Annotated in this window: 20 protein-coding genes and 1 riboswitch; of the genes, 8 read left to right on the plus strand and 12 right to left on the minus strand. The window is 65.7% G+C overall.

Annotated elements, in window-relative coordinates:
- Positions 1–5 precede the first annotated feature (5 nt).
- The 7 genes from K414_RS0117685 to K414_RS0117720 all read left to right on the plus strand — a co-directional run bounded on the left by K414_RS0117685 (position 6) and on the right by K414_RS0117720 (position 10,296).
- Positions 6–1,442 carry a GuaB1 family IMP dehydrogenase-related protein gene (locus K414_RS0117685; protein ID WP_027497156.1) on the plus strand — a complete coding sequence of 479 codons (1,437 nt, stop codon included), beginning with the start codon at positions 6–8 and terminating at the stop codon, positions 1,440–1,442.
- A 331-nt stretch (positions 1,443–1,773) separates the two neighbouring features.
- Complete coding sequence (locus K414_RS0117695; protein ID WP_027497158.1) at positions 1,774–3,153, plus strand: hemolysin family protein; 1,380 nt, start codon at positions 1,774–1,776, stop codon at positions 3,151–3,153.
- Entirely contained in the window at positions 3,146–4,267 is a 1,122-nt protein-coding gene (locus K414_RS0117700; protein ID WP_027497159.1) for a hemolysin family protein, read from the plus strand. Before K414_RS0117695 ends, K414_RS0117700 begins: the two co-directional genes overlap by 8 nt.
- Positions 4,268–5,182: a hypothetical protein gene (locus K414_RS0117705; protein ID WP_027497160.1), complete on the plus strand. Its 915-nt coding sequence runs from the start codon at positions 4,268–4,270 to the stop codon at positions 5,180–5,182. It begins immediately after the preceding gene.
- A gap of 64 nt (positions 5,183–5,246) precedes the next feature.
- The gene (locus tag K414_RS0117710; RefSeq protein WP_027497161.1) at positions 5,247–7,421 is read left to right on the plus strand and encodes a malate synthase G; all 2,175 of its coding nucleotides are present in this window, start codon (positions 5,247–5,249) and stop codon (positions 7,419–7,421) included.
- A gap of 67 nt (positions 7,422–7,488) precedes the next feature.
- Positions 7,489–9,153 carry a VWA domain-containing protein gene (locus K414_RS0117715; protein ID WP_237606220.1) on the plus strand — a complete coding sequence of 555 codons (1,665 nt, stop codon included), beginning with the start codon at positions 7,489–7,491 and terminating at the stop codon, positions 9,151–9,153.
- 3 nt (positions 9,154–9,156) lie between these two features.
- On the plus strand, positions 9,157–10,296 hold the full coding sequence (locus tag K414_RS0117720) for a metallophosphoesterase (RefSeq protein WP_027497163.1): 1,140 nt from the start codon (positions 9,157–9,159) through the stop codon (positions 10,294–10,296).
- Between the two features lie 31 nt (positions 10,297–10,327).
- Here the strand turns inward: K414_RS0117720 and gcvP are convergent, their stop codons facing one another.
- The 12 genes from gcvP to idi form a co-directional block, all read right to left on the minus strand.
- The gene (gene gcvP, locus K414_RS0117725; protein WP_037220304.1) at positions 10,328–13,168 is read right to left on the minus strand and encodes an aminomethyl-transferring glycine dehydrogenase; all 2,841 of its coding nucleotides are present in this window, start codon (positions 13,166–13,168) and stop codon (positions 10,328–10,330) included.
- 205 nt (positions 13,169–13,373) lie between these two features.
- Positions 13,374–13,471: riboswitch (glycine riboswitch) on the minus strand.
- A gap of 12 nt (positions 13,472–13,483) precedes the next feature.
- Complete coding sequence (locus K414_RS0117730) at positions 13,484–14,023, minus strand: MerR family transcriptional regulator (RefSeq protein ID WP_157226114.1); 540 nt, start codon at positions 14,021–14,023, stop codon at positions 13,484–13,486.
- Between the two features lie 413 nt (positions 14,024–14,436).
- Positions 14,437–14,910, minus strand: a complete 474-nt coding sequence (locus K414_RS0117735) for a bifunctional nuclease family protein (RefSeq protein ID WP_027497166.1) — start codon at positions 14,908–14,910, stop codon at positions 14,437–14,439.
- A 97-nt stretch (positions 14,911–15,007) separates the two neighbouring features.
- Positions 15,008–15,745: a MerR family transcriptional regulator gene (locus K414_RS0117740; protein ID WP_027497167.1), complete on the minus strand. Its 738-nt coding sequence runs from the start codon at positions 15,743–15,745 to the stop codon at positions 15,008–15,010.
- Complete coding sequence (gene garA / locus K414_RS0117745) at positions 15,742–16,239, minus strand: glycogen accumulation regulator GarA (protein WP_027497168.1); 498 nt, start codon at positions 16,237–16,239, stop codon at positions 15,742–15,744. The genes K414_RS0117740 and garA overlap by 4 nt, the downstream gene beginning before the upstream one ends.
- Positions 16,240–16,468: 229 nt before the next feature.
- Positions 16,469–16,873: a glycine cleavage system protein GcvH gene (gcvH, locus tag K414_RS0117750; RefSeq protein WP_027497169.1), complete on the minus strand. Its 405-nt coding sequence runs from the start codon at positions 16,871–16,873 to the stop codon at positions 16,469–16,471.
- Positions 16,874–16,913: 40 nt separating this feature from the next.
- On the minus strand, positions 16,914–17,645 hold the full coding sequence (locus K414_RS0117755) for a DUF881 domain-containing protein (protein WP_027497170.1): 732 nt from the start codon (positions 17,643–17,645) through the stop codon (positions 16,914–16,916).
- A gap of 3 nt (positions 17,646–17,648) precedes the next feature.
- Positions 17,649–18,029 carry a small basic family protein gene (locus K414_RS0117760; protein ID WP_027497171.1) on the minus strand — a complete coding sequence of 127 codons (381 nt, stop codon included), beginning with the start codon at positions 18,027–18,029 and terminating at the stop codon, positions 17,649–17,651.
- A gap of 56 nt (positions 18,030–18,085) precedes the next feature.
- Positions 18,086–18,940, minus strand: a complete 855-nt coding sequence (locus K414_RS0117765) for a DUF881 domain-containing protein (protein ID WP_027497172.1) — start codon at positions 18,938–18,940, stop codon at positions 18,086–18,088.
- A 2-nt stretch (positions 18,941–18,942) separates the two neighbouring features.
- Positions 18,943–19,548 carry a CDP-alcohol phosphatidyltransferase family protein gene (locus K414_RS0117770; protein WP_027497173.1) on the minus strand — a complete coding sequence of 202 codons (606 nt, stop codon included), beginning with the start codon at positions 19,546–19,548 and terminating at the stop codon, positions 18,943–18,945.
- A gap of 67 nt (positions 19,549–19,615) precedes the next feature.
- Complete coding sequence (locus tag K414_RS0117775; RefSeq protein WP_081701710.1) at positions 19,616–20,197, minus strand: CoA pyrophosphatase; 582 nt, start codon at positions 20,195–20,197, stop codon at positions 19,616–19,618.
- A 69-nt stretch (positions 20,198–20,266) separates the two neighbouring features.
- Positions 20,267–20,797: an isopentenyl-diphosphate Delta-isomerase gene (gene idi / locus K414_RS27295; RefSeq protein ID WP_237606222.1), complete on the minus strand. Its 531-nt coding sequence runs from the start codon at positions 20,795–20,797 to the stop codon at positions 20,267–20,269.
- Between the two features lie 121 nt (positions 20,798–20,918).
- On the opposite strand from idi, the gene K414_RS29435 reads away from it, so the two are divergent.
- Positions 20,919–21,080, plus strand: a complete 162-nt coding sequence (locus K414_RS29435) for a hypothetical protein (RefSeq protein ID WP_179274192.1) — start codon at positions 20,919–20,921, stop codon at positions 21,078–21,080.
- Positions 21,081–21,109 lie beyond the last annotated feature (29 nt).

Genomic DNA, 21,109 nt, shown 5'->3' on the forward strand with positions numbered 1-21,109 from the left:
TCAACGTGCAGTTCCTCGATGGTCACCAGCCGCCCTACGATCTCACCTACGACGACGTCTTCCTCGTCCCGAACCGGACCGATGTCACTTCTCGTTTCGACGTGGACCTCAGCACGGTCGACGGGTCGGGAACGACCATTCCGATCGTGGTGTCGAACATGACCGCAGTATCGGGTCGGCGGATGGCCGAGACCGTCGCACGACGCGGTGCCATTGCCGTCATTCCGCAGGACCTGCCCACCGAGGCCGTCGCCGAAACGGTCGCATTCGTCAAGAGCAGAGATCTCGTTGCCGACACACCGGTCGTTCTCGGCCCCAACGCCTCGGTCTCCGATGCGCTCGCCCTGGTGCACAAGCGCGCTCATGGATCCGTGGTGATCGTCGAGCACGGCAAGCCCGTCGGTGTCGTCACCGAGAGCGCCTGCGCGGACGTCGATCGCTTCGCTCGGCTCAGCTCGGTGGCCGCGACCGACTTCGTGCGGGTGGCCCGCAACGCCTCACCCAAAGAGGTCTTCGAGCTGATGGAGGCCGCCCACGCCCAGCTCGCGATCGTCGTCGAGGACGACGGTTCGTTGGCCGGTGTGGTGACGAACACCGGTGCCGTCCGCACCGGCATCTACGCCCCTGCCGTCGACGCGTCGGGACGGCTGCGGATCGCTGCCGCGGTCGGCATCAACGGCGACGTGGCGAAGAAGGCGACGGCACTGGTCGAGGCCGGTGCCGACGTCCTGGTGATGGATACCGCCCACGGGCACCAACAGAAGATGCTCGAAGCGTTGGCCGAAGTGCGTTCGCTCGATCTCGGCGTACCGCTCGCCGCCGGCAACGTCGTCTCCGCTCAGGGCACCCGTGACCTGGTGGCGGCGGGTGCGGACATCGTCAAGGTCGGTGTCGGCCCCGGGGCCATGTGCACCACTCGCATGATGACCGGCGTGGGTCGGCCGCAGTTCTCCGCCGTGGCCGACTGTTCGGCTGCCGCAGCCGAACTCGGTGCGTCGGTCTGGGCCGACGGCGGTGTTCGCCATCCCCGCGACGTCGCGCTCGCGCTCGCGGCCGGTGCCGCCAACGTCATGATCGGATCCTGGTTCGCGGGCACCTACGAATCTCCCGGAGACCTTCGCGTCGACGCGGCGGGCAACCGATACAAGGAAAGCTTCGGCATGGCGTCCAAGCGTGCCGTCGCGGCGCGCACTGCCACCGACGGGGCCTTCGACCGCGCCCGCAAGGCGTTGTTCGAGGAAGGGATTTCCAGTTCCCGGATGCGACTGGATCCGGATCGTCCCGGCGTCGAAGACCTCATCGATCACATCTGCGCAGGTGTGCGCAGCACATGCACCTATGCCGGGGCCCGTTCCCTGCCCGAATTGGCCGAACGAGCCGTCCTCGGAGTCCAGTCGGCCGCAGGATTTGCCGAAGGGCGCCCCCTGCCGTCCGGGTGGTAACGCACCGACACGGTTAGACTCACCCACTACGAGTTCGACGACGTTCGCTGTCGTTGCCCGCGCCGAGAAGACAACGTCGACTCGGCGCGGTGCGACGACGCGTCGGCCACCACCGGTGTGCCGCAACGCGAACCAGACAGAAGGGAATCAGGTGCCCGAGGCACCCACTATTTCGGTTGCCGGTTCGGCAACTGCGGAGCAGCACGACGACGGTTCCACATCGGAGGGATCCTCTATCGAGCCGGGAGAGAAACCCGGCGACACCGATTTCGACAGGTCCCCGCAGACGAGCGGAGCGGTACTGCTCTCTCAACTTCGGCGGCGTTGACCTGTGGCCACTCTCGTCACCATCGTCAGCCTGATCGGCTTCGTGGCGCTGACGGCAGGTACTGCCCTCTTCGTCGCGGCAGAGTTCTCCCTCACTGCTCTCGAACGCAGTGCGGTCGAGTCTCAGGCCGAGAACGGCGACCTACGCTCGCGCCAAGTTCTGCATGCTCACAAGACGCTGTCTTTTCAGTTGTCGGGCGCGCAGCTGGGCATCACGATCACCACCCTCATCACCGGTTATCTCGCGGAGCCGGTGCTGGCAGGATTCATCAGGCCGGTGACCACCGCGCTGGGTGCCTCGGACTCTCTCGCGTCGGGCATCTCCCTCGCGGTGGCTCTGATCTTGGCCACGTCGTTCTCGATGATTTTCGGTGAACTGGTCCCCAAGAACATCGCCATTGCGAAACCGATGTCGACCGCGCGGGTCACAGCCGGAGCGATGGCCGGGTTCTCCCTGATCTTCAAATGGGCGATCAACGGACTCAACGGCTCGGCCAACTGGCTCGTGCGACGGCTCGGCATCGAACCGGCCGAGGAACTGCGTTCGGCGAGATCACCGCAGGAGCTCGGTTCACTGGTCCGGACGTCGGCCCAGCAGGGCTCGATCGACGAGAACACCGCACGTCTGGTCGACCGGTCGTTGCAGTTCGGCGACCGCACCGCCGAGGAACTGATGACTCCGCGGGTCAAGATCGAGACTCTCGCCACCGACGCGACCGTCGCCGACCTGATCGAAACCGCTGCGCGAACGGGCTTCTCTCGGTTCCCGGTGGTCGACGGCGACCTGGACGACACCGTCGGTGTCGTACACATCAAGCATGCGTTCACGGTGGCCGGAGCGGACCGCCGGTCCACCACTGTCGAGTCCCTGGCGCGCGACGTTCCGGTCGTTCCGTCGAGCCTGGACGGCGACGCTGTGATGGAACGCGTGCGAGCCGACGGAATGCAGGTAGCCCTCGTGGTGGACGAGTACGGCGGCACCGCAGGCATGGTGACGATGGAAGATCTGATCGAGGAGATCGTCGGCGACGTGCGCGACGAACACGACGAGCCAGAACTGGACGTCGCTCGTTCGGGCGACGGCTGGGACTGCGCGGGGCTGCTTCGCATCGACGAGGTTGCGTCGGCGACGGGCTATTCGGCTCCGGAAGGCGAATACGAAACCATCGGGGGCCTGGTACTGATGCAACTCGGCCGGATTCCATCAGAGGGAGACGCGGTGCTTCTACCGTCCCCGGCGACGGAGGACGTCCCCGACGGCGACGGCGGGTGGATGGCGCGCGTGATCCGCATGGACGGCCGCCGTATCGATCGTGTGCTGATCCTGCCGGTCGACGCCGAAGCAGTGGCGCGTCTGCGATCGGACGGTGAGGTCGATGGGTGACTTCCTCGGGGTAGGTCTGGCAGTTCTGCTGCTGGCCGGAAACGCCTTCTTCGTCGGTGCCGAGTTCGCACTGATCTCAGCTCGCCGTGATCGTCTCGAGGCATTGCTGGCGCAGGGCAAGAAGCGCGCGCAGAGCGTCATCGAGGCCGGTCAGAATCTGTCGCAGATGCTCGCCGCGGCACAACTGGGCATCACGATCTGCTCGATTCTGCTCGGCCGCGTCGCCGAGCCCGCGGTCGCGCACTTGATCGAGGTGCCCCTGGAGCTGGTCGGCATCCCCGGCTCGTTCCTGCACCCGATCGCCTTCGCCATCGCGCTGACACTCGTCGTCGTCCTGCACATCCTCGTCGGCGAGATGGTCCCGAAGAACATCGCCATCGCCGGCCCGGAGAGCACCGCCATGGTGCTCGTGCCCATCCACCTGATGTTCATCAAGGTGGCGTTGCCCCTGATCTCGTTCTACAACCTGTGCGCCAACCTGACGCTGCGCATGCTTCGCATCGAGCCCAAGGACGAACTGAGTTCGTCCGTCTCGGCGGTGGAGCTGTCGCAGATGATCGGCGAATCGCGCTCGGAGGGACTGATCGACGCCGAGGAACACCGCAGATTGCGCCAGGCTCTCGAGACCTCGGGCCGAACCGTGGCCGAGGTTCTGATTCCCTCGCATCAGGTTCGGAGTATCGAGCTGTCCGGGCCGGACCACACTTTCGGTCCGACCCTCGGTTCGGTGGAACGCGCAGTCATCGAAACCGGGTTCTCTCGGTACCCGGTGCGTGATGCGAGCGGTTCCCTGGTGGGCTATCTGCACCTGAAGGACGTGCTCGACGACATGGCCGACGATTCCGCCGGCCCGGAGACCGTCATTCCCCGCAGCGACGTCAGGGCTCTGCCCGTGGTGTCCATAGACACCGTGCTCGACGACGCGCTGACGAAGCTGCGGCGCGCCAGCAGCCACCTCGGTGCGGTGCACGATGCGACCGGTGCCACGGTCGGCATCGTCGCGCTGGAGGATCTGGTGGAGGAGTTCGTGGGCACGGTTCGAGACGGGACTCACCGTGTCGCCGGTCCCCGACCGGGTCAGTCCGCACCTACCGGTACCCCGCGGAACGTCTGAATGGGCGGATCGGCAACGCTGACCGAGGCGGAGTGGACTGCCCGGCGAGACGCGCACTCGGCGCGGGTGGAGAGTCTCGTCGGCAGCTATCTGGTCGATCGCGGACACGGCAATGTGCATCCGGTGGTGGATTTCTTGTTCACCTACTACAGCCATCGCCCGGGTCAGTTGCGCCGATGGAATCCCGGCCACGGCACGGTTCTGACGGGCGATCGGGCGCGTGACTTCGCCGAGTTCGCCTCGTACGAGCAGGTCGAGACTGCGGACGGTCCAGGATTCCGGGTGCGGTCGGATCTGCTCGAGCGACGCCGGCCCAGCATCGAGTTCGTTCTGGGTCTGCTGTCGGCGACGCGGGAGCGAGCGCCCCTGCTCGGCTGCTTCGGTCTGCACGAATGGGCGATGGTCTACCGCGGCGGCGACTCGGCAGTCCGGCACAGCCAGGTCCCATTGCGACTAGGTCACGAGGGAACCGACGCCGTGGTCGACTCGATGACGTTGCGGTGCACTCACTACGACGCCTACCGCTTCTTCACCGAGGACGCGGTACCGCGTAACGCCCTCGCGTTGTCCCCCGAGTCGCGCCTGGGGTCCGAGCAGCCCGGTTGCATCCACGCGTCTATGGATCTGTACAAGTGGTGCTACAAATTGGGTCCGTTGATCGACTCCGAGTTCGTGACCGACTGTTTCGAGTTGGCGTTGGAGGCTCGAACGATCGATATGCGCGCAAGTCCGTACGACCTGAGCGAGTACCATCTCGATCCCATCCGAATCGAAACTGCGGCTGGACGGGCAGAGTACGTTCGCGCACAGGGAGAGCTGTCGGAAAAGGCAGCTCCCCTACGCTCGGCACTGGTGGATCGGTGTCGAAATCTGCTCACCGGCGGCGGGTTCGGCGTCGGACCTACCGCCGAGTAACATCGACAGCGTTGTCGTGGGGACACCGTCACCGGTGTCCGTGACCGGAAAGAGTGAGGAATTCATGACCGATCGTGTGCAGGCTGGTGGACTTCAGGTCGCCAAGGTCCTATTCGATTTCGTCGAGAAGGAGGCGCTGCCGGGTACCGACGTAGATTCGGAGGCCTTCTGGGCCGGTGCCGCGTCGGTGATCGCCGATCTCGCTCCCAAGAACAAAGCGTTGCTTGCCGTCCGTGACGAGATCCAGGGCAAGGTCGACGCGTGGCACGGCGAACATGCCGGTGCCGATTACGACCGCGCAGCGTACAAGACCTTCCTGAAAGAGATCGGCTACCTGCTCGACGAGCCTGCCGACTTCCAGATCACCACCTCCGGCGTGGACACCGAGATCACCACCACGGCCGGGCCGCAGCTGGTGGTTCCTGTGCTCAATGCACGCTTTGCGATCAATGCCTCCAACGCACGATGGGGCTCGCTCTACGACGCCCTCTACGGAACGGACGCCATTCCCGAGACCGACGGAGCCGAGAAGGGCTCGAGCTACAACAAGGTCCGCGGAGACAAGGTCATCGCGTTCGCGCGTGACTTCCTCGACGAGGCATTGCCGCTGAGCTCCGGCTCGCACGTCGGGACCACCGGATACGTCGTCGACGCCGCGTCGCTGACAGTGACGTTGGCCGATGGCAGCACCGTGGGCCTGAAGGATCCGGCACAGCTGTTGGGATACCAGGGCACACCCGATGCGCCGACGGCCATCCTGTTCGTGCACAACGGTTTGCACTTCGAGATCCAGATCGACCCCGAGAGCCCGATCGGCAAGACCGACGGAGCAGGCGTCAAGGACGTGCTGCTCGAGTCGGCTGTCACCACGATCATGGACTTCGAGGATTCGGTCGCCGCAGTCGATGCCGACGACAAGGTTCTGGGCTACCGCAACTGGCTCGGCCTGATGAAGGGCGATCTCACCGAGGAGGTCTCCAAGGGCGGCAAGACGTTCACTCGTGCGATGAACAAGGACCGCACCTACACCTCGGTCGACGGTTCCGAGTTGACGCTGCACGGCCGTTCGCTGCTGTTCGTCCGCAACGTCGGCCACCTGATGACCTCCGACGCGATCCTCGACGCCGAGGGCAACGAGGTTCCCGAGGGCATCCTCGATGCACTGTTCACCTCGCTCGCCGGTCTGCACTCGCTGACTCCGGACAACGTGCTCTCGAACTCGCGCACGGGCTCGCTCTACATCGTCAAGCCGAAGATGCACGGACCGGACGAGGTCGCCTTCACCGCCGAACTGTTCGGCCGGGTCGAGCAGGTTCTCGGCCTGCCCACCAACACGCTCAAGGTCGGCATCATGGACGAGGAGCGCCGCACTACAGTCAACCTCAAGGCCTGCATCCAGGCCGCGTCCGAGCGGGTCGTCTTCATCAACACCGGCTTCCTCGACCGCACCGGCGACGAGATTCACACGTCGATGGAGGCAGGGCCCGTCGTTCGTAAGGGAGCGATGAAGGGCGAGAAGTGGATTGCCGCCTACGAGGACTTCAATGTCGACACCGGCCTGGCGGCCGGCCTGCAGGGCAAGGCGCAGATCGGCAAGGGCATGTGGGCCATGCCCGATCTGATGCACGACATGCTCGAGCAGAAGATCGGCCACCCCAAGGCCGGCGCGAACACTGCGTGGGTTCCCTCCCCCACCGCAGCGACCCTGCACGCCTTGCACTATCACAAGGTCGACGTGTTCGCCCGTCAACACGAGATCGCGAAAGCCAAGCGCGCCACCGTCGACGAGATCCTCGAGATCCCTCTCGCGCCGTCCACCGACTGGACCGACGAGGAGAAGCAGAACGAACTCGACAACAATTCGCAGTCCATCCTCGGATACGTCGTGCGCTGGATCGACCACGGCGTCGGATGCTCCAAGGTGCCCGACATCAACGACATCGCACTGATGGAAGACCGTGCGACGCTGCGCATTTCGAGCCAATTCATCGCGAACTGGTTGCGGCACGGCATCGTCACCGAGGAGCAGGTGCGCGAATCGCTGAAGCGAATGGCACCGGTGGTCGACCGGCAGAACGCGTCCGATCCGACGTACAAGCCGTTGGCACCCGATTTCGACACCAACATCGCCTTCCAGGCTGCGAGTGATCTGATCTTCCAGGGCACGAGCCAGCCCAACGGGTACACCGAGCCGATCCTGCATCGTCGCCGACGGGAGTACAAGGCCGTCAACGCCTGACGGACTTGTCGACCACGTGGGTGAACACCGGAACTCAGGGCGCGGACGTTCCATAGCCGCCGGGCCCGTGATCGTCGTACTGACGATCGCGGTCCTGGTGGCAGCCGTGTTCGGATGGTTTGCGCTGCGTGATCGAATTTCGGATCAGGGGATCGAGGCAGCCGACACCTGCGTGGAGGGACCGGCCGTCCTCACCGTGGCGGCCGACCCCGACATCTCCGCCGCGATCGAACAGCTGGCAACACGATTCGACGCGACCGCCCCGGTAATTCGCGATCACTGTGTGACAGTAGAGGTTCGAGCCATCGCGTCCGATGCGGTGCGGGCGGCACTGAACTCCGGCGCCGACAACTGGGATGTCGGTGCGCTCGGCGCTCGTCCGGGTCTGTGGATACCCCAGTCCTCGGCAGACGTCGAGGCCGTCGTCGACCGTGGAGCCATCGACGGTACGCCGCGGCCCGTCGCATCGAGTCCGATCGTCCTCGCTGCACCGAGCGCGGTGGCCGACGCCGTCGTCGCTGCAGGCTCTAGCTGGGCAGATCTGATACGACTGCAACGCAACCCGCAGGCTCTCGGACTCCCCGAGTGGGGTGGGCTTCGACTCGCCGTGCCGTCCGGCTCCGACACCGGCGCGAGCACTCTTGCGGTCACGGCCATCGCGGCAGGCGTACGCGGTGACCCGACCACCGCACTCACCGTCGATGAGGCCTCCTCGACGCCACTGGTGTCGGCGATGTCGGAGTTGGCGGTGACCGATACCGGCGCTGCCGCAACCTCGGCCTCCACCACGTACGACGCCCTCGCGGCGCTCGAGAATGCCGCAGGCCCCGACGCCGCCGTCCACGCGGTCCCGGTCACCGAACAGCAACTCGCGTCGACCGATTCCTCGACGCTGACCGCCGTTCGCCCACAGGGTGCAACGCCTGTCGCCGATCATCCGGCGGTCGTGCTCTCCGGTGACGAGACCTCCACCCGAGCAGCCGCGGCATTCGTGGATTTCGTTCGTCAGCCCGACGGTACGCAGACACTCCTGGACGCGGGATTCAGCGTGGACGAGCCCCAGGACGCGGGCATCGTCGCCCCACCATCGGGGCCGGTTGCCGACGCTCTGCTCGCTGTGCTTCGCAATCCGGTTCTGCCCCGCCGTGCCACTGTTCTACTCGACGTGTCCGAGTCGATGCGCACCACCGAAGGCGGTGCGACGCGGCTGCAGAACACTGTTCGCGCACTGAGCGAGCAGTTCCGACGAGTCCCCGACGCCACCGAACTCGGTCTGTGGAGTTTCAGCGAAGACCTGAACAACTCGCTGCCCTTCCGGGTGGATGTCCCGACCGGACCGATGACAGTTCCCGTCGGGACCACTCCGAGGCGCTCCGCCCTCGATGCGACCGCTGAGGCGTTGACGCCGGCAACCGGCTCGTTCACGTACGCGTCCGTCCTCGTCGCGTATCTCGACGCCGTGGCCGGTTACGTCCCCGGCCGCGTCAATTCGGTCGTGCTGATCACGGACGGCCCGGACGACTCACCCTTGTCGGCGGACGAGCTACTCACCGAACTGACATCGGCGTCCGATCCGGCGCGGCCGGTCGCGGTGAACGTCGTGCGCATCGGCGACGGCAGCCCTGCCCCCGTGTTCACCGACATCGCAGCTCGCACCGGCGGCACCGTGGACACGGTCCCGACATCGGATTCCCCAGACCTCCTCGATCGACTCGGAAAGTTGCTGTACTAGAACATGTCTCGTGTACTTTTTGTCGGCGTCTTCCTACTCCTCGTCACGCTCTTCCTGCACTGGCGGTTTCTCTCCGTAACGAGGGCACCGGCACGTGTCGGACGCCCTGCAGATCTGTTGCTGATACTTCTGTGGTTGTGCGCGGTGGTCGGCTTCGGCAGCGGCGTCGAGTTCGATCCGTCCTGGGCCCGTGGCCCGGCTTTCCTCGGCCTGACCTGGTTGGCGGTGGTGTTGTATCTGTTCCTCGGCACGGTCCTCGTTGCTCTTGTCTGCACCGTCGTGCGGGTGATGTTCGCGCTGTCGCATCGTGATTCGACTGCTGTTCGGCTGCGCATATCGCGGGTCGGCTCCGTCGTCGTGGCTCTCGTCAGCGTCGTCGCAGTGGGGTACGGCCTCGTCGAAGCCGCCTCGCCTCGTGTCACACGCACCCAGGTTGCGCTCGACCGGTTGCCGGCCGAATTCGACGGTCTGCGAGTGGCATTGGTGTCCGATATTCACGCCGGACCGTCTCGCGGTGCGGGCTTCGTGCGCACGGTCGTGGATTCGGTCAACGCGCAGCAGCCTGATGTCGTGCTGCTCGACGGCGATCTCATCGACGGGACAGTGGAGTTGGTCGGAGAAGACCTCGAGCCGCTGCGCGACCTCGAAGCCCCTCTCGGGGTCTTCGCTGTCAGCGGCAACCACGAGTTCTACGCGGGCGACGGCGGAGAGTGGCTCGACTTCTGGTCGACCCTCGACATCGACGTGTTGCGCAACGAGCGCACGACGATCACCCGTGATGGCGTTGCCATCGATATCGCCGGCATCAACGACGCCACTGCCCCGGAACCGTACGAACCGAATCTCGGCGCTGCGCTCGACGGCATCGACCCGGATCGCTTCGTGCTGTTGATGGCTCATCAGCCCAAGCAGGCTGTGGAGGCCTCCGAGCTGGGCGTGGACATGCAGGTGTCCGGACACACTCACGGCGGGCAGATCTGGCCGATCCGCTATCTGGTGCCGCTCCAGCAGCCCAGTGTCGAGGGGCTGGACACGATCGGTGACACCACGCTCTACACCACCCGCGGTGCAGGCGCGTGGGGTCCGCCGGTGCGCGTGGCAGCCCCGCCCGAGATCGCGATGCTCGAACTCACGCGGGGCTGACCATCTGCCCGTCCATCGGGCGAACAGCAGGTCAGGCGAACGCCTCGATCGGCGGGCAGGAACACACCAGGTTGCGGTCGCCGTGCGCGCCGTCGATCCGCCGGACCGCGGGCCACACCTTCGGTCGGTCGTAGCCTGCGGGGTACGCCGCGAGTTCCCGCGAGTACGGGTGGTTCCAGTCGGCGACGAGGCATTGCGCCGTGTGCGGAGCGCCGCGCAACGGGTTGTCCTCTACGGTCCACTCGCCGGAGCCGACGCGGTCGATTTCCCTGCGGATGGAGATCATCGCGTCGCAGAATGCGTCGATCTCCTCCAGATTCTCGCTCTCGGTCGGCTCGACCATCAGGGTCCCCGGCACCGGGAAGCTCATCGTCGGCGCGTGGAAGCCGTAGTCCGCCAGTCTCTTCGCCACGTCGTCGACGGTGACGCCGGTGTCCTTCGTCAGACCTCGCAGATCGAGGATGCACTCGTGCGCCACCATGCCGTTGTCGCCGGTGTAGAGCACGGGGAAGTACTCGTCGAGGCGGCGCGCGATGTAGTTGGCCGACGCGATGGCGGTCAAGGTCGCCCGGCGCAGCCCCTCCGCGCCCATCATCGCGATGTATGCCCACGTGATCGTCAGGATCGACGCGCTTCCGTACGGTGCGCCCGCAACGGTCGGACCGTCGCCCAGTTGCGGTGCCAGCGGGTGGCCGGGCAGGTACGGCTGCAGATGCGAACGGACGCCGATGGGTCCGACGCCGGGACCGCCACCGCCGTGCGGGATGCAGAAGGTCTTGTGCAGGTTCAGGTGACTGACGTCTCCGCCGAAACGACCCGGCCGAGCCAACCCGACCAGAGCGTTGAGGTTGGCACCGTCGACGTACACCTGTCCACCCGCGTCGTGCACCGCGGCGCAGATATCGGATATCTCGTGCTCGTACACACCGTGGGTGGAGGGGTAGGTGATCATGATGGCGGCGAGGGTGTCGGCGTGCTCGGCGATCTTGGCCCGCAGGTCGTCGACGTCGACGTCTCCGTTCGGTCGGCACGCCACCACGACGACGCGCATCCCGACCATCACCGCGGAGGCGGCGTTGGTGCCGTGTGCGCTCGACGGGATCAAGCAGACCGTGCGACCGGTGTCGCCGTTGGCCTGGTGGTATCGGCGGATCGCAAGTAGTCCCGCGTACTCGCCCTGGCTTCCTGCATTGGGCTGCAGGCTGACCGCGTCGTAGCCGGTGATGTCGACGAGCCACTGTTCGAGGTCGGCGATCACCCGGAGTAGTCCGGGAACGTCGGTCGACGGCGCGAACGGGTGTTGGCGCGCGAACTGAGGCCAGGTGATCGACTCCATTTCAGCGGTCGCGTTCAACTTCATCGTGCACGATCCCAGCGGGATCATGCTGCGGTCGAGGGCGATGTCCTTGTCCGACAGCGCGCGAAGGTAGCGCAGCATGGCTGTCTCGGTGCGGTAGCGCGTGAAGGCGGGATGCGTCAGGTACTCGGACGTGCGGGCCCAATCGGCCGGGACGGACTCGGCTCCCGGTCCGGCGGGCTCGGCACCGAATGCAGCGAGCACATCGACGATGTGAGCCTCCGTGGTTGCCTCGTCACAGGCGATCGCGACGTGATCGTCGTCGACCGGTCGGAGGTTGATACCGCGTTGTTTGGCGGCATCGACGACGGTGTGGGCCGCGCCGGGGACCGCGGCGAGCACGGTATCGAAGAACTCGGCATGCACCACGTCGATGCCCGCAGCCTGCAACCCTGCTGCGACGGTTCGAGCACGGGTGTTGACGCGAAGTGCGATCGCGCGCAGCCCATCCGCGCCGTGGTAGCTGGCGTACATCGCGGCCACGATGGCCAACAGCACCTGGGCGGTGCAGATGTTGGAGGTCGCCTTCTCACGGCGAATGTGCTGCTCGCGCGTCTGCAGGGCCAAGCGGTAGGCCCGATGTCCGTCTGCATCGACGGACACTCCGACCAACCTCCCGGGCAGCTGGCGCGAGTGCCCGGAGCGCACTGCGAGATAACCGGCATGCGGACCGCCGTACCCCATCGGAACCCCGAAGCGCTGGGTGGTTCCGAAGCAGACGTCGGCACCGATTTCGCCGGGCGCGGTCACCAGGGTGGCGGCCAGCAGATCGACCCCGACTGCAACCAGCGCACCGCGCTCGTGTGCTGCTTCGATCGTGGCGGTGTGGTCCACCAGACGGCCTGATGCTCCCGGCAGCTGCGCCAGCACTCCGAAGAAGTCGCCTTCGGGCAGGCCGTCGGCGAGGTCGGCGTACACCAGCTCGATCCCGAGCGGTTCGGCGCGCGTAGCGAGCACGGCTTTGGTCTGCGGGAAAATATCCGAATCGACGACGAGGCGGGGTGACTTCGAGCCTCGGTTGGCGCGACGCATGAGCGTCATGGATTCGGCTGCGGCAGTGGACTCGTCGAGCATGGAGGCATTCGCGACATCCATACCGGTCAGGTCCGACACCATCGTCTGGAAATTGAGCAGTGCCTCGAGTCGGCCTTGACTGATCTCGGGCTGATAAGGGGTGTAGGCGGTGTACCAGGCCGGATTCTCCAGGATGCCGCGCGTGAGCACCGGAGGCGTCAGGGTGTCGTAGTAGCCCAGGCCGATCATCGAGGTGGCCACCGTGTTGCGGCCGGCGAGATCGGCCAGCGCGGCCAGCGCATCGTGCTCGCTCAGAGCAGGCGGCAATGTCGCCAGGCCATCGGGAACCCCGTCGACGACGGTATCGAGAATGGACTCGGGAACAGCCTTGCGGGCCAGCTCGTCGAGGCTGTCGACACCGATTGCGTCGAGAATGCGGGCCAGTTCGGTGGTGTCGGGGCCGATGTGTCTGTCGACGAAAGCCGATGCGGTCGAAGTCATTCGGTCGGTCACGGTCTACTCCCAGGGGTCCCAAGACAAGGCGTCGGACGGCCGGGGCATACGCGCCGACCGCTCCTCCCCCTCTGTCGTGTGCTCGCTGACGCGTGCGCCTGAGAGATTCGGTAGAACACGGCGCGCTGACGTGCGCGCACCGGCACCTTTCCCCTTGGGCGGGTGGGTGCTCCCACCACTTTCCAGAGTTGTCGAAGCCCACACGGTCCGTGTGCCTGAGAGATTGACGGGGAGGTATTGCTCCTTCGGCGTCCGAGACTGGATGCCTCGGAACTCTCCCGCGCAGGCGCGACGGTGAGAAGTCTAGCCGGTCTTACGACTCGCGCGATTCTTGCGGCGGGACGCCAGTTCGTCTTCGGGGCTCGGCTGGCTCTCTCCGCCGTCTGCTCGCTCGGCCGGGAAGTCGGCGATGGTGCCGGTGAGCTCGCGCATCGCGCCGTTGACGGCGATACCGAAGACGCCCTGCCCGCCCTGCAGCAGGTCGACTACTTCCTCGGCCGACGTGCACTCGTAGACGGTGGTGCCGTCGGAGAACAGGGTGATGTTGGCGAGGTCGCCCACGCCACGCTGGCGCAGGTGATCCACCGCGACGCGGATGTTCTGCAACGAGATTCCGGTGTCGAGTAGGCGCTTGACGATCTTGAGGACCAGCATGTCCTTGAACGAGTACAGCCGCTGGCTGCCCGAACCTGCTGCGCCTCGGATGGACGGTACGACCAGGCCCGTACGAGCCCAGTAGTCGAGTTGCCGATAGGTGATGCCGGCAATCTGGCACGCGCTGGGTACGCGGTATCCGACGAGTTCGTCGGGCACCGAATCGTCGGGGAACAGGCCGGGTTGAATGTCCTGCGACTGTGCGACAGGGCGATTCGACGCCTCGTCGGGGGTCTCGACCCGAGCATCGGCTGCGGACGCGTCCTCTGTCCGGCTTGCGGCGTCGGATTCTCGACTGCCGTGATGCTGCTGCGGCTGATCTCCCACTGACTGCTCCCTCTCGGATGTCTCACTGCGTTCGGATCCAGTCAGTACTGGGATCCGTCCGAAGCGCGCCTGAACGCCTCGGTGTACTCGCGTGAAGTCATACCGTGTACCAGGGCCAGACTACGCCTCGGCGGCAACCGAAGAGGCGTGAACTGCGTCGGTCCGGACTGCGCCGGCGATGAACTTCACTGGCACGAACGTTATGGGGGCGATCGACCAGATTCAACGCAACGCGCCGTAAACCTGAACCTAAAGTTGAGGTTGAGACTATTCCGTTACCCGTCGGTGGCCTTGAAGTCGTCCGGCGACACCGATTCGAGGAATTCCTTGAACTTCTCCACCTCGTCCTCCCGCTCGTCCGGCATCAGCAGGCCGGCCTCGGCGAGCACAGGCTCCTCCGCATAGATCGGGACTCCGGCACGGAGCGCGATGGCAACCGAATCCGACGGCCTCGCCGACACGCGGATGTCCTTGTCGAATACGAGATCGGCGTAGAAGGTGCCTTCCTGGAGGTCCACGATGCGCACCTCCTTGAGCTCGTGCCCCAACGCAGAGATCAGGTTCTTCACCAGATCGTGCGTCAGCGGCCGAGCCGGCTGCACACCTTGCTGCTCCAAAGCTATTGCGGCAGCTTCGGTTTGGCCGATCCAAATCGGGAGGTACCTATCTCCGTCGGATTCACGCAGCAGCAACACGGGCTGGTTCTGCGGCTGTTCGACACGAATACCGACCACACGCATTTCACTCATCGTGTCCACCTCACACCTCGAGAAATCTTCGCTGGTCGTCGCTGGTCCAGCTCACCAGAACCGAGTCTATTGGAATCCGAACCGGCGCGAGCGATCCTCACCGGTCGAGCGCACCACGCACCGCTGCTTTGACCAGACACGTATGCAAGGTCAACGACAGAGCTGCCAATTCCCGGATCATCTCTTCGGCACGATCACGTGCACCGGCATCGCGCCCCTTGGCGACCGGCCCGGCGATCTGAGCGACGAGACCCGCTTCGCGGTCCGCCGCGAGCTTGAACGCACGGAGGTGACGAACCTCGAGCCCGAACTGCAACATCGCGTGCGCGGTACGAGCGAGCGTGACGGCACCGTCGTCGTAGAACCCGGCCTGCCCGGGAGTGATCAGACCGCTGCGCAGCAACTCGGTCAGGAAGGCGTCGTCGATGCCGGCCTGAGCCAGTAGATCTGCCTTGCTGATGCGGACCTCGCGATCGGGCAGGAACTCCTCCGGCGAGACTTCACCGGCCGCGATCGTCAACGACCGTGGGCGCTTGACCGAGGCGTCTGCTCTCTCGACGGTTGCAACGCCGTGGTCGATCGCTTCGAGTTGTTCCTTGATCACCTTCAGCGGCAGGTACTGATCACGCTGAGCGGTGAGCACGAACCGCAGCCGTTCGCAGTCCGCGATCGAGAAACGCCGATAGCCCGACGGAGTGCGCTCCGGAGAGATCAGACCCTCGGCTTCGAGGAATCTGATCTTCGAGATAGTCACGTCGGGAAAGTCGGGCCGGAGTCGATCGAGGACGGAGCCAATCGACATCCCCCCGCTGGACTGCTGCCCGACGGCGGTCACTGGCTTCCTGCACCCGCAGACGACTCGCCGACTGCAGATCCATTGCCGCCACGCGGCCCGGTGAGGAAGACCAGACGGAACTTGCCGATCTGCACCTCGTCACCGTTGGCGAGCACGGCGGAGTCGACCGGCTCACGGTTGACGTAGGTGCCGTTGAGGCTGCCCACGTCGACGACCTGGAAGTCGTCCTCGTCCTGGCGGAACTCTGCATGTCGACGGCTCACGGTGACGTCGTCGAGGAAGATGTCGCTGTCGGGGTGACGACCGGCCGACGTGGTCGGCTGGTCGAGCAGGAATCGGGATCCGGCGTTGGGACCACGCTTGACGACGAGCAGGGCAGCTCCGACAGGCAAGCCCTCGACACCCGATACCGGAGCTTCGGTGCTCTGGGCGGTAGCGGAGTTGTCCAGCTCCTGGAGGAAATCGGCGCGGAAGACCGAGGTGGTCTCGGCCGGCGACTCCCCGTAGTTGCTGTCGTTGTCGTTCTGGCTCACCGTTACTCCTTCTCAGTCCGTTGACCCGGGCAACGATCACCTCGGGTAACGCAGTACATGGTCTTCACTTCTGGTTCTGCTGGCGTTCGGTGGTGCGTTTCGGTTCCTCGGTGCGTGGCGGACCACTCACCATGCGCGACCTTCGCCCCGACAGGCTGTTCGCTCGGTGTCGACCGTACCCTGCGCGCCGAGGACCTGTGGTCGGTTGGCCGGTGTGTACGGCCCTTCGTCACTCAGCTGTGATGAGAGCATATCCGGCGGCATCGAGCATCGGTGCCAGCGCCGCGTCCAATGCCTCCGAGGATGCGACCTCGAGCTCGATCAGCCACCCGCCGGTGTACGGTCCGGAGTTCACCTTCTCGGGTTCGGAATCCAGATCTTCGTTCACGGCAACGACTTTGGCCGTGAGAGGACTGAACACGTCGGACACGCTCTTGGTCGATTCCACTTCACCGAGAGACTCGCCCGCGGTGACGCTGTCACCGATCGCCGGAAGCTGAACGAACACGACGTCGCCCAACTGAGTCTGGGCGTAGTCGGTGATACCGATTCGAACCGTCGCAGGCCCCGTCCGCTGCACCCACTCGTGCTCGGGGGTGTAAAGCAGATCAGCTGGTGTGTCGATGTCGCTCAACGCGGCATTCCCTTCCATCGTGCCCGGGGCGAGCGGGCGATCAGTTTCCGGGCTGAGCGTATTGACGTGGGCGCGGATCCCGCAAGGCGGAGACCGTGACCTGGTCCGATCGCTCGACTCGCGAGCTCGCCCCGTTGCGGGCGACCGTGTCGATCACCCCTCCCGGAATGTTCAGTGCAGCTTCCAGAGTCGCCGGATCTCCGATGGCAGTGAAGGTGTAGGGAGCGCGTAGTTCTCGGCCGTCCACCACGACTCGGCCGGCCGGTCCGGCCATCCACGAATCCACACCGATGCGGACGGCGACCCCACCACCGTCGATCTGCAACGCCTCGGCACCGGCGGCCCGCAGCTCCTGCAACGCGTCGAGCAGAACCTCTGCTCCGACGCCGGCGTCGGTGTCGTCGATCGTCAACGTGACGCCGGGTCCTCGGGCCGCCACGGTGCCGATCTGAATGGACAACGCGGACAATCTTTCCTGGGCTTCCGCCACCGCGGCGTCCGACCCGGAACCGGACTGCCGGAGGGTGGCGAGCGTGCCTTGAAGCGCGCTGATCTCGTCGCGGATCGACGCCTCGCGTCGCGTCAGGGAGTCCAACACCACCAAAAGGTCCTCGGGCCGCGAGTTCTCCAGATTGCCCGACGTGCTCGTTTCCCGCACCTGTGTCGCGATTCCGATTCCGAGGGCACACATCAACACGAGAGCGAGAATGCCGAACCACGTGCGCTGTCCACGTCGGGTGCGCCGACCGTGCCGTCCGGGGCCTGCGTTCATCGGTCAGGCACCGAAAAGCCGTCGGCGCAACGCAGCGGCGTTGCCGAAGATACGTATTCCGAGCACGACGACGATGGCGGTGGACAGTTGCGTTCCGACTCCGAGCTGATCGCCGAGCCACACGATGAGCGCCGCGACGAGGACGTTGAAGACGAAGGACACGACGAACACCTTGGCGTCGAAAATGCCGTCGAGAAAGGCGCGCACGCCGCCGAACACTGCATCGATAGCGGCCACGACGGCGATCGGCAGGTATGGGGCGACGACTGCTGGAACTCGAGGCCCGGCGACGAGACCGATCACGACTCCGACGACGAGCGCGACCAATGCTGCGAGCGCGAATCCGGCGCGGCCGGTGGCGGCGGGCTCGGTGCCGCCGGGCACCTCGGGACCGGGGCTGCCGGAGTCGGATGCCTCGACGTCCGGGACGTCACTCGCCGTCATCGTGGGGCCACCTCCTTCGCCTCGAACGACTCTCTGGCGACGGCCGGCCCGAACTCGAGATCGGTGGCAGGCCGTACCGAGAAACCGACACCGTAGAGCTGAGCGACCGTGCTCATGCGCAGGTACGCATCGCTGACGGCGAACTGCACCTGAATCCGCTGCGGTGGACCGATCGCATCGATGTCGTAGGGCGAGGTGATCGGGCGATTGTCGAGCAGCATCGCGCCGCCTGCCTGTCTGATCGTCACGTTCGGCCCGACTCGATTGCCGTCGACGGACACCGCTTCGGCACCGCTGGCCCACAAAGAGTTGACGACAGCAGCGATGTCGCGGTCGAGAACGGTTGCGCCGGAACCGGTACGGACCGATCTGTCGGACGCACCGCCTGCGGCAGGTTCTGTCACCACGACCGACAAGCCGGGACCGGTCACCGAGTCGATACCGGCGGCCGACTCGACCGCATCGAGACGGTCCAGGAGCTCGCTCCCGGCGGCATCGGACTGGAGCGCGCGATCACGCTCGGTCGATACCTGGGCTGCGAGTTCATCCCTCGTGACGTCCAGTTCGGCCTCACGCTCCTGGGCAGCACGCACTGCAGCAGAGGCGTCGGCGCTGGCCCGGTCGATCTCCGCCGCGTCCGAGGCCAGCTGCGACATCGCGACCCCGAAGACCACTCCGACAGCGACGGCACCGGTGATCAGCCAGAGGACAGGCGGCACCCTAGGGGTACGCACGTGGTGCGCCGACCGTTCGACGGCAGCGGCTGCGTAACCCGGATCGAGGTGATCCGTCAACAGCGATGTGAGCAGTGACGGAGTCGGGTTCCTCTTCGGTCGTGCTGGTGGCTGCACCGTCACCTGCCCGGTGCGGAGGTGGGCGCGATCGCTCGCGCGACGGCCACTGCCTTGCCGAGGTACAACGCACCGGTCCACGTGTACAGCACCGTCCCCCAGATCAGGAGCGCGTAACCGAGGGGCCCAGCGGCGTCGGCCACGGAACCGGTGCCCACGGAGACCAACAGCACCGGCAGCGCGACCATGACCACGAACGTGGCTGCCTTCCCGAGATAGATCACGTCCGGAGGCGGGAGGGAGCGACGTCGGTAGACGAACATGGTCAGGCCGAGAACCGCGTCTCGCCCGATCAGGATGGCAGCGACCCACCACGGGATGATGCCGCGCACCACGAATGCGACCAGCGTGCTGACGACGTACAAGCGATCGACGAGCGGGTCGAGAATCGCCCCCAGCCGCGACGACTGCCCGAGCAAACGCGCGAGTTTTCCGTCGAGCCAGTCGGTGCCGCCGCTGACGAGCAGAATGACCAGCGCCCAGCCGTCTGCCTGGGGGCCGAGAAGAAGAAACAAGAACAGCGGAACGCCGGCGAGTCGCACGGCACTGAGCAGGTTGGGAACAGTTGCGATCCGATCCGTTACCTCGAGTTCGCTCTTGTCCGTCACCGCTCACCTCCTGTCGCCTCGGGCGTCGTGGCAGCCGGCGCGAGCGCACCGGCGGTTCGAGGCCACGTTAGCGCCACGCGAACACCGGCTGCTCGAAGTCCGCGACCCGGGTGTGTCGACCGCGAAGGACCACTTCACGAAACTGGTGCACGATCGCACCCGTGGGAGCATGGATGGCACCGGTTCGGAACGGCCACCGAATCACGGGTCGGGGCGACTCGGGGATCGTGACGAATTCCGCATCGACATCGAGTTCGGCCTCGGTCACCTCGAACACTTCGGCCACCTCGTCGGCACTGGGCTGCAGCGACGACGAATACTCGCCCACCCACACCACGAACGGCGTGATGACGTATCCCGAACGGGTGACGTAATCGTCGAGGCGCCCGAGTACCTCCCCGGGGTCGGTGCGAATGCCCAACTCTTCCTGGAGTTCACGCAGGCAGGCCTGTGCCGGGGTTTCGCCCGGATCGACTCCGCCACCGGGTAGCGCGTACTGACCCGGGTGAGCGCGCAATCGGCTCGGCCGTCTGGTCAACAGCAGGCGACGGTCTCCGCGCTCCCCGCCGACAGCAAGGGCAACAGCTGCGTGGCGCAGACCGTCGGCATCTGCTGTCCAAAACTCGAAGTGGCCGAGTGCGCGCTCCATCGAGTCGCGGCCGAGGCAGTCGCTCGATTCGTCGCTACCCGCCATGAGTACCCACCGATTCGGTTGCCGTCATGCGGAATCCGCGAGACGCGCTGCCGGAGGAAGGAGTGCGTCGGCGGACGCGGGCCAGGCCAGTGCATGCTCGGCCAACCCGGCGAGTTGCTCCACTTGTGTTCGACACCAGGGCGATACATCGATTCGGTCTGCGAGCACGTCGGCCGAGAATTCGGCCCAGGACACCCACCGCGTTTCGTCGACCTCGTCAGGATCCGGGTCGAGTGTCGCGTCGTCGCCGACCGTCACTCGGTAGACGGGGCAGATCTCGTTCTCGACTATCCCGTTGTCCATCACAGCGCGGTACCGAAAATGCGGCAGCACCAGTTCCGCGGACCGGGCCTGCAGACCCAGCTCCTCCCCGATGCGTCGGAGCACTGCGGACTCCAGGTTCTCGCCGGGCGCTGGATGTCCACAACAACTGTTCGTCAACACGCCGGGCCATGTCGTCTTGCTCGACGCCCGTCGCGTGAGCAACACGGCACCGTCCTCACGCACCACGTAGCTGGAGAACGCCAGGTGCAGCGGGGTCTGTTCGGTGTGCACCGTGGTCTTGTCCTGGGTGCCGACGGCGGGCCTTCGTCGTCGAGCAGCACCACGTGCTGCGCAGGGGATCGATCCATCGTTCCATGCTCCCACGGACGGACGGCCGGTCTAGTGTCGAACCATGGGACAGGACGACAAGGACAAGACAAACGGCGGCACCTCGACCGAACACGACACGGCGGATTCCCCCAAGGGCGGCCGCCCCGGACCGGTGGACGGCGGAGGCGGCGGTGGGATGGCGACACGGGAGAACGCCCCGGAGATCGCCGACGATCAGGAGTGATATTTCCCGGTGCCGTCGCTGTTTGAATC

Source organism: Rhodococcus sp. JG-3 (assembly GCF_000482405.1).
In the GTDB taxonomy this organism is placed as follows: Bacteria; Actinomycetota; Actinomycetes; order Mycobacteriales; family Mycobacteriaceae; genus Rhodococcoides; species Rhodococcoides fascians.

What these genes read in the sequence shown, in the direction of transcription:
- K414_RS0117700 (WP_027497159.1), top strand. Translation starts at nt 3,146, where the DNA reads ATGGGTGACTTCCTCGGGGTAGGTCTGGCAGTTCTGCTGCTGGCCGGA.
- K414_RS0117705 (WP_027497160.1), top strand. Translation starts at nt 4,268, where the DNA reads ATGGGCGGATCGGCAACGCTGACCGAGGCGGAGTGGACTGCCCGGCGA.
- K414_RS0117710 (WP_027497161.1), top strand. Translation starts at nt 5,247, where the DNA reads ATGACCGATCGTGTGCAGGCTGGTGGACTTCAGGTCGCCAAGGTCCTA.
- K414_RS0117720 (WP_027497163.1), top strand. Translation starts at nt 9,157, where the DNA reads ATGTCTCGTGTACTTTTTGTCGGCGTCTTCCTACTCCTCGTCACGCTC.
- gcvP (WP_037220304.1), bottom strand. Translation starts at nt 13,168, where the DNA reads ATGACTTCGACCGCATCGGCTTTCGTCGACAGACACATCGGCCCCGAC.
- K414_RS0117735 (WP_027497166.1), bottom strand. Translation starts at nt 14,910, where the DNA reads ATGAGTGAAATGCGTGTGGTCGGTATTCGTGTCGAACAGCCGCAGAAC.
- K414_RS0117755 (WP_027497170.1), bottom strand. Translation starts at nt 17,645, where the DNA reads ATGAACGCAGGCCCCGGACGGCACGGTCGGCGCACCCGACGTGGACAG.
- K414_RS0117775 (WP_081701710.1), bottom strand. Translation starts at nt 20,197, where the DNA reads ATGGAGCGCGCACTCGGCCACTTCGAGTTTTGGACAGCAGATGCCGAC.
- K414_RS29435 (WP_179274192.1), top strand. Translation starts at nt 20,919, where the DNA reads ATGGGACAGGACGACAAGGACAAGACAAACGGCGGCACCTCGACCGAA.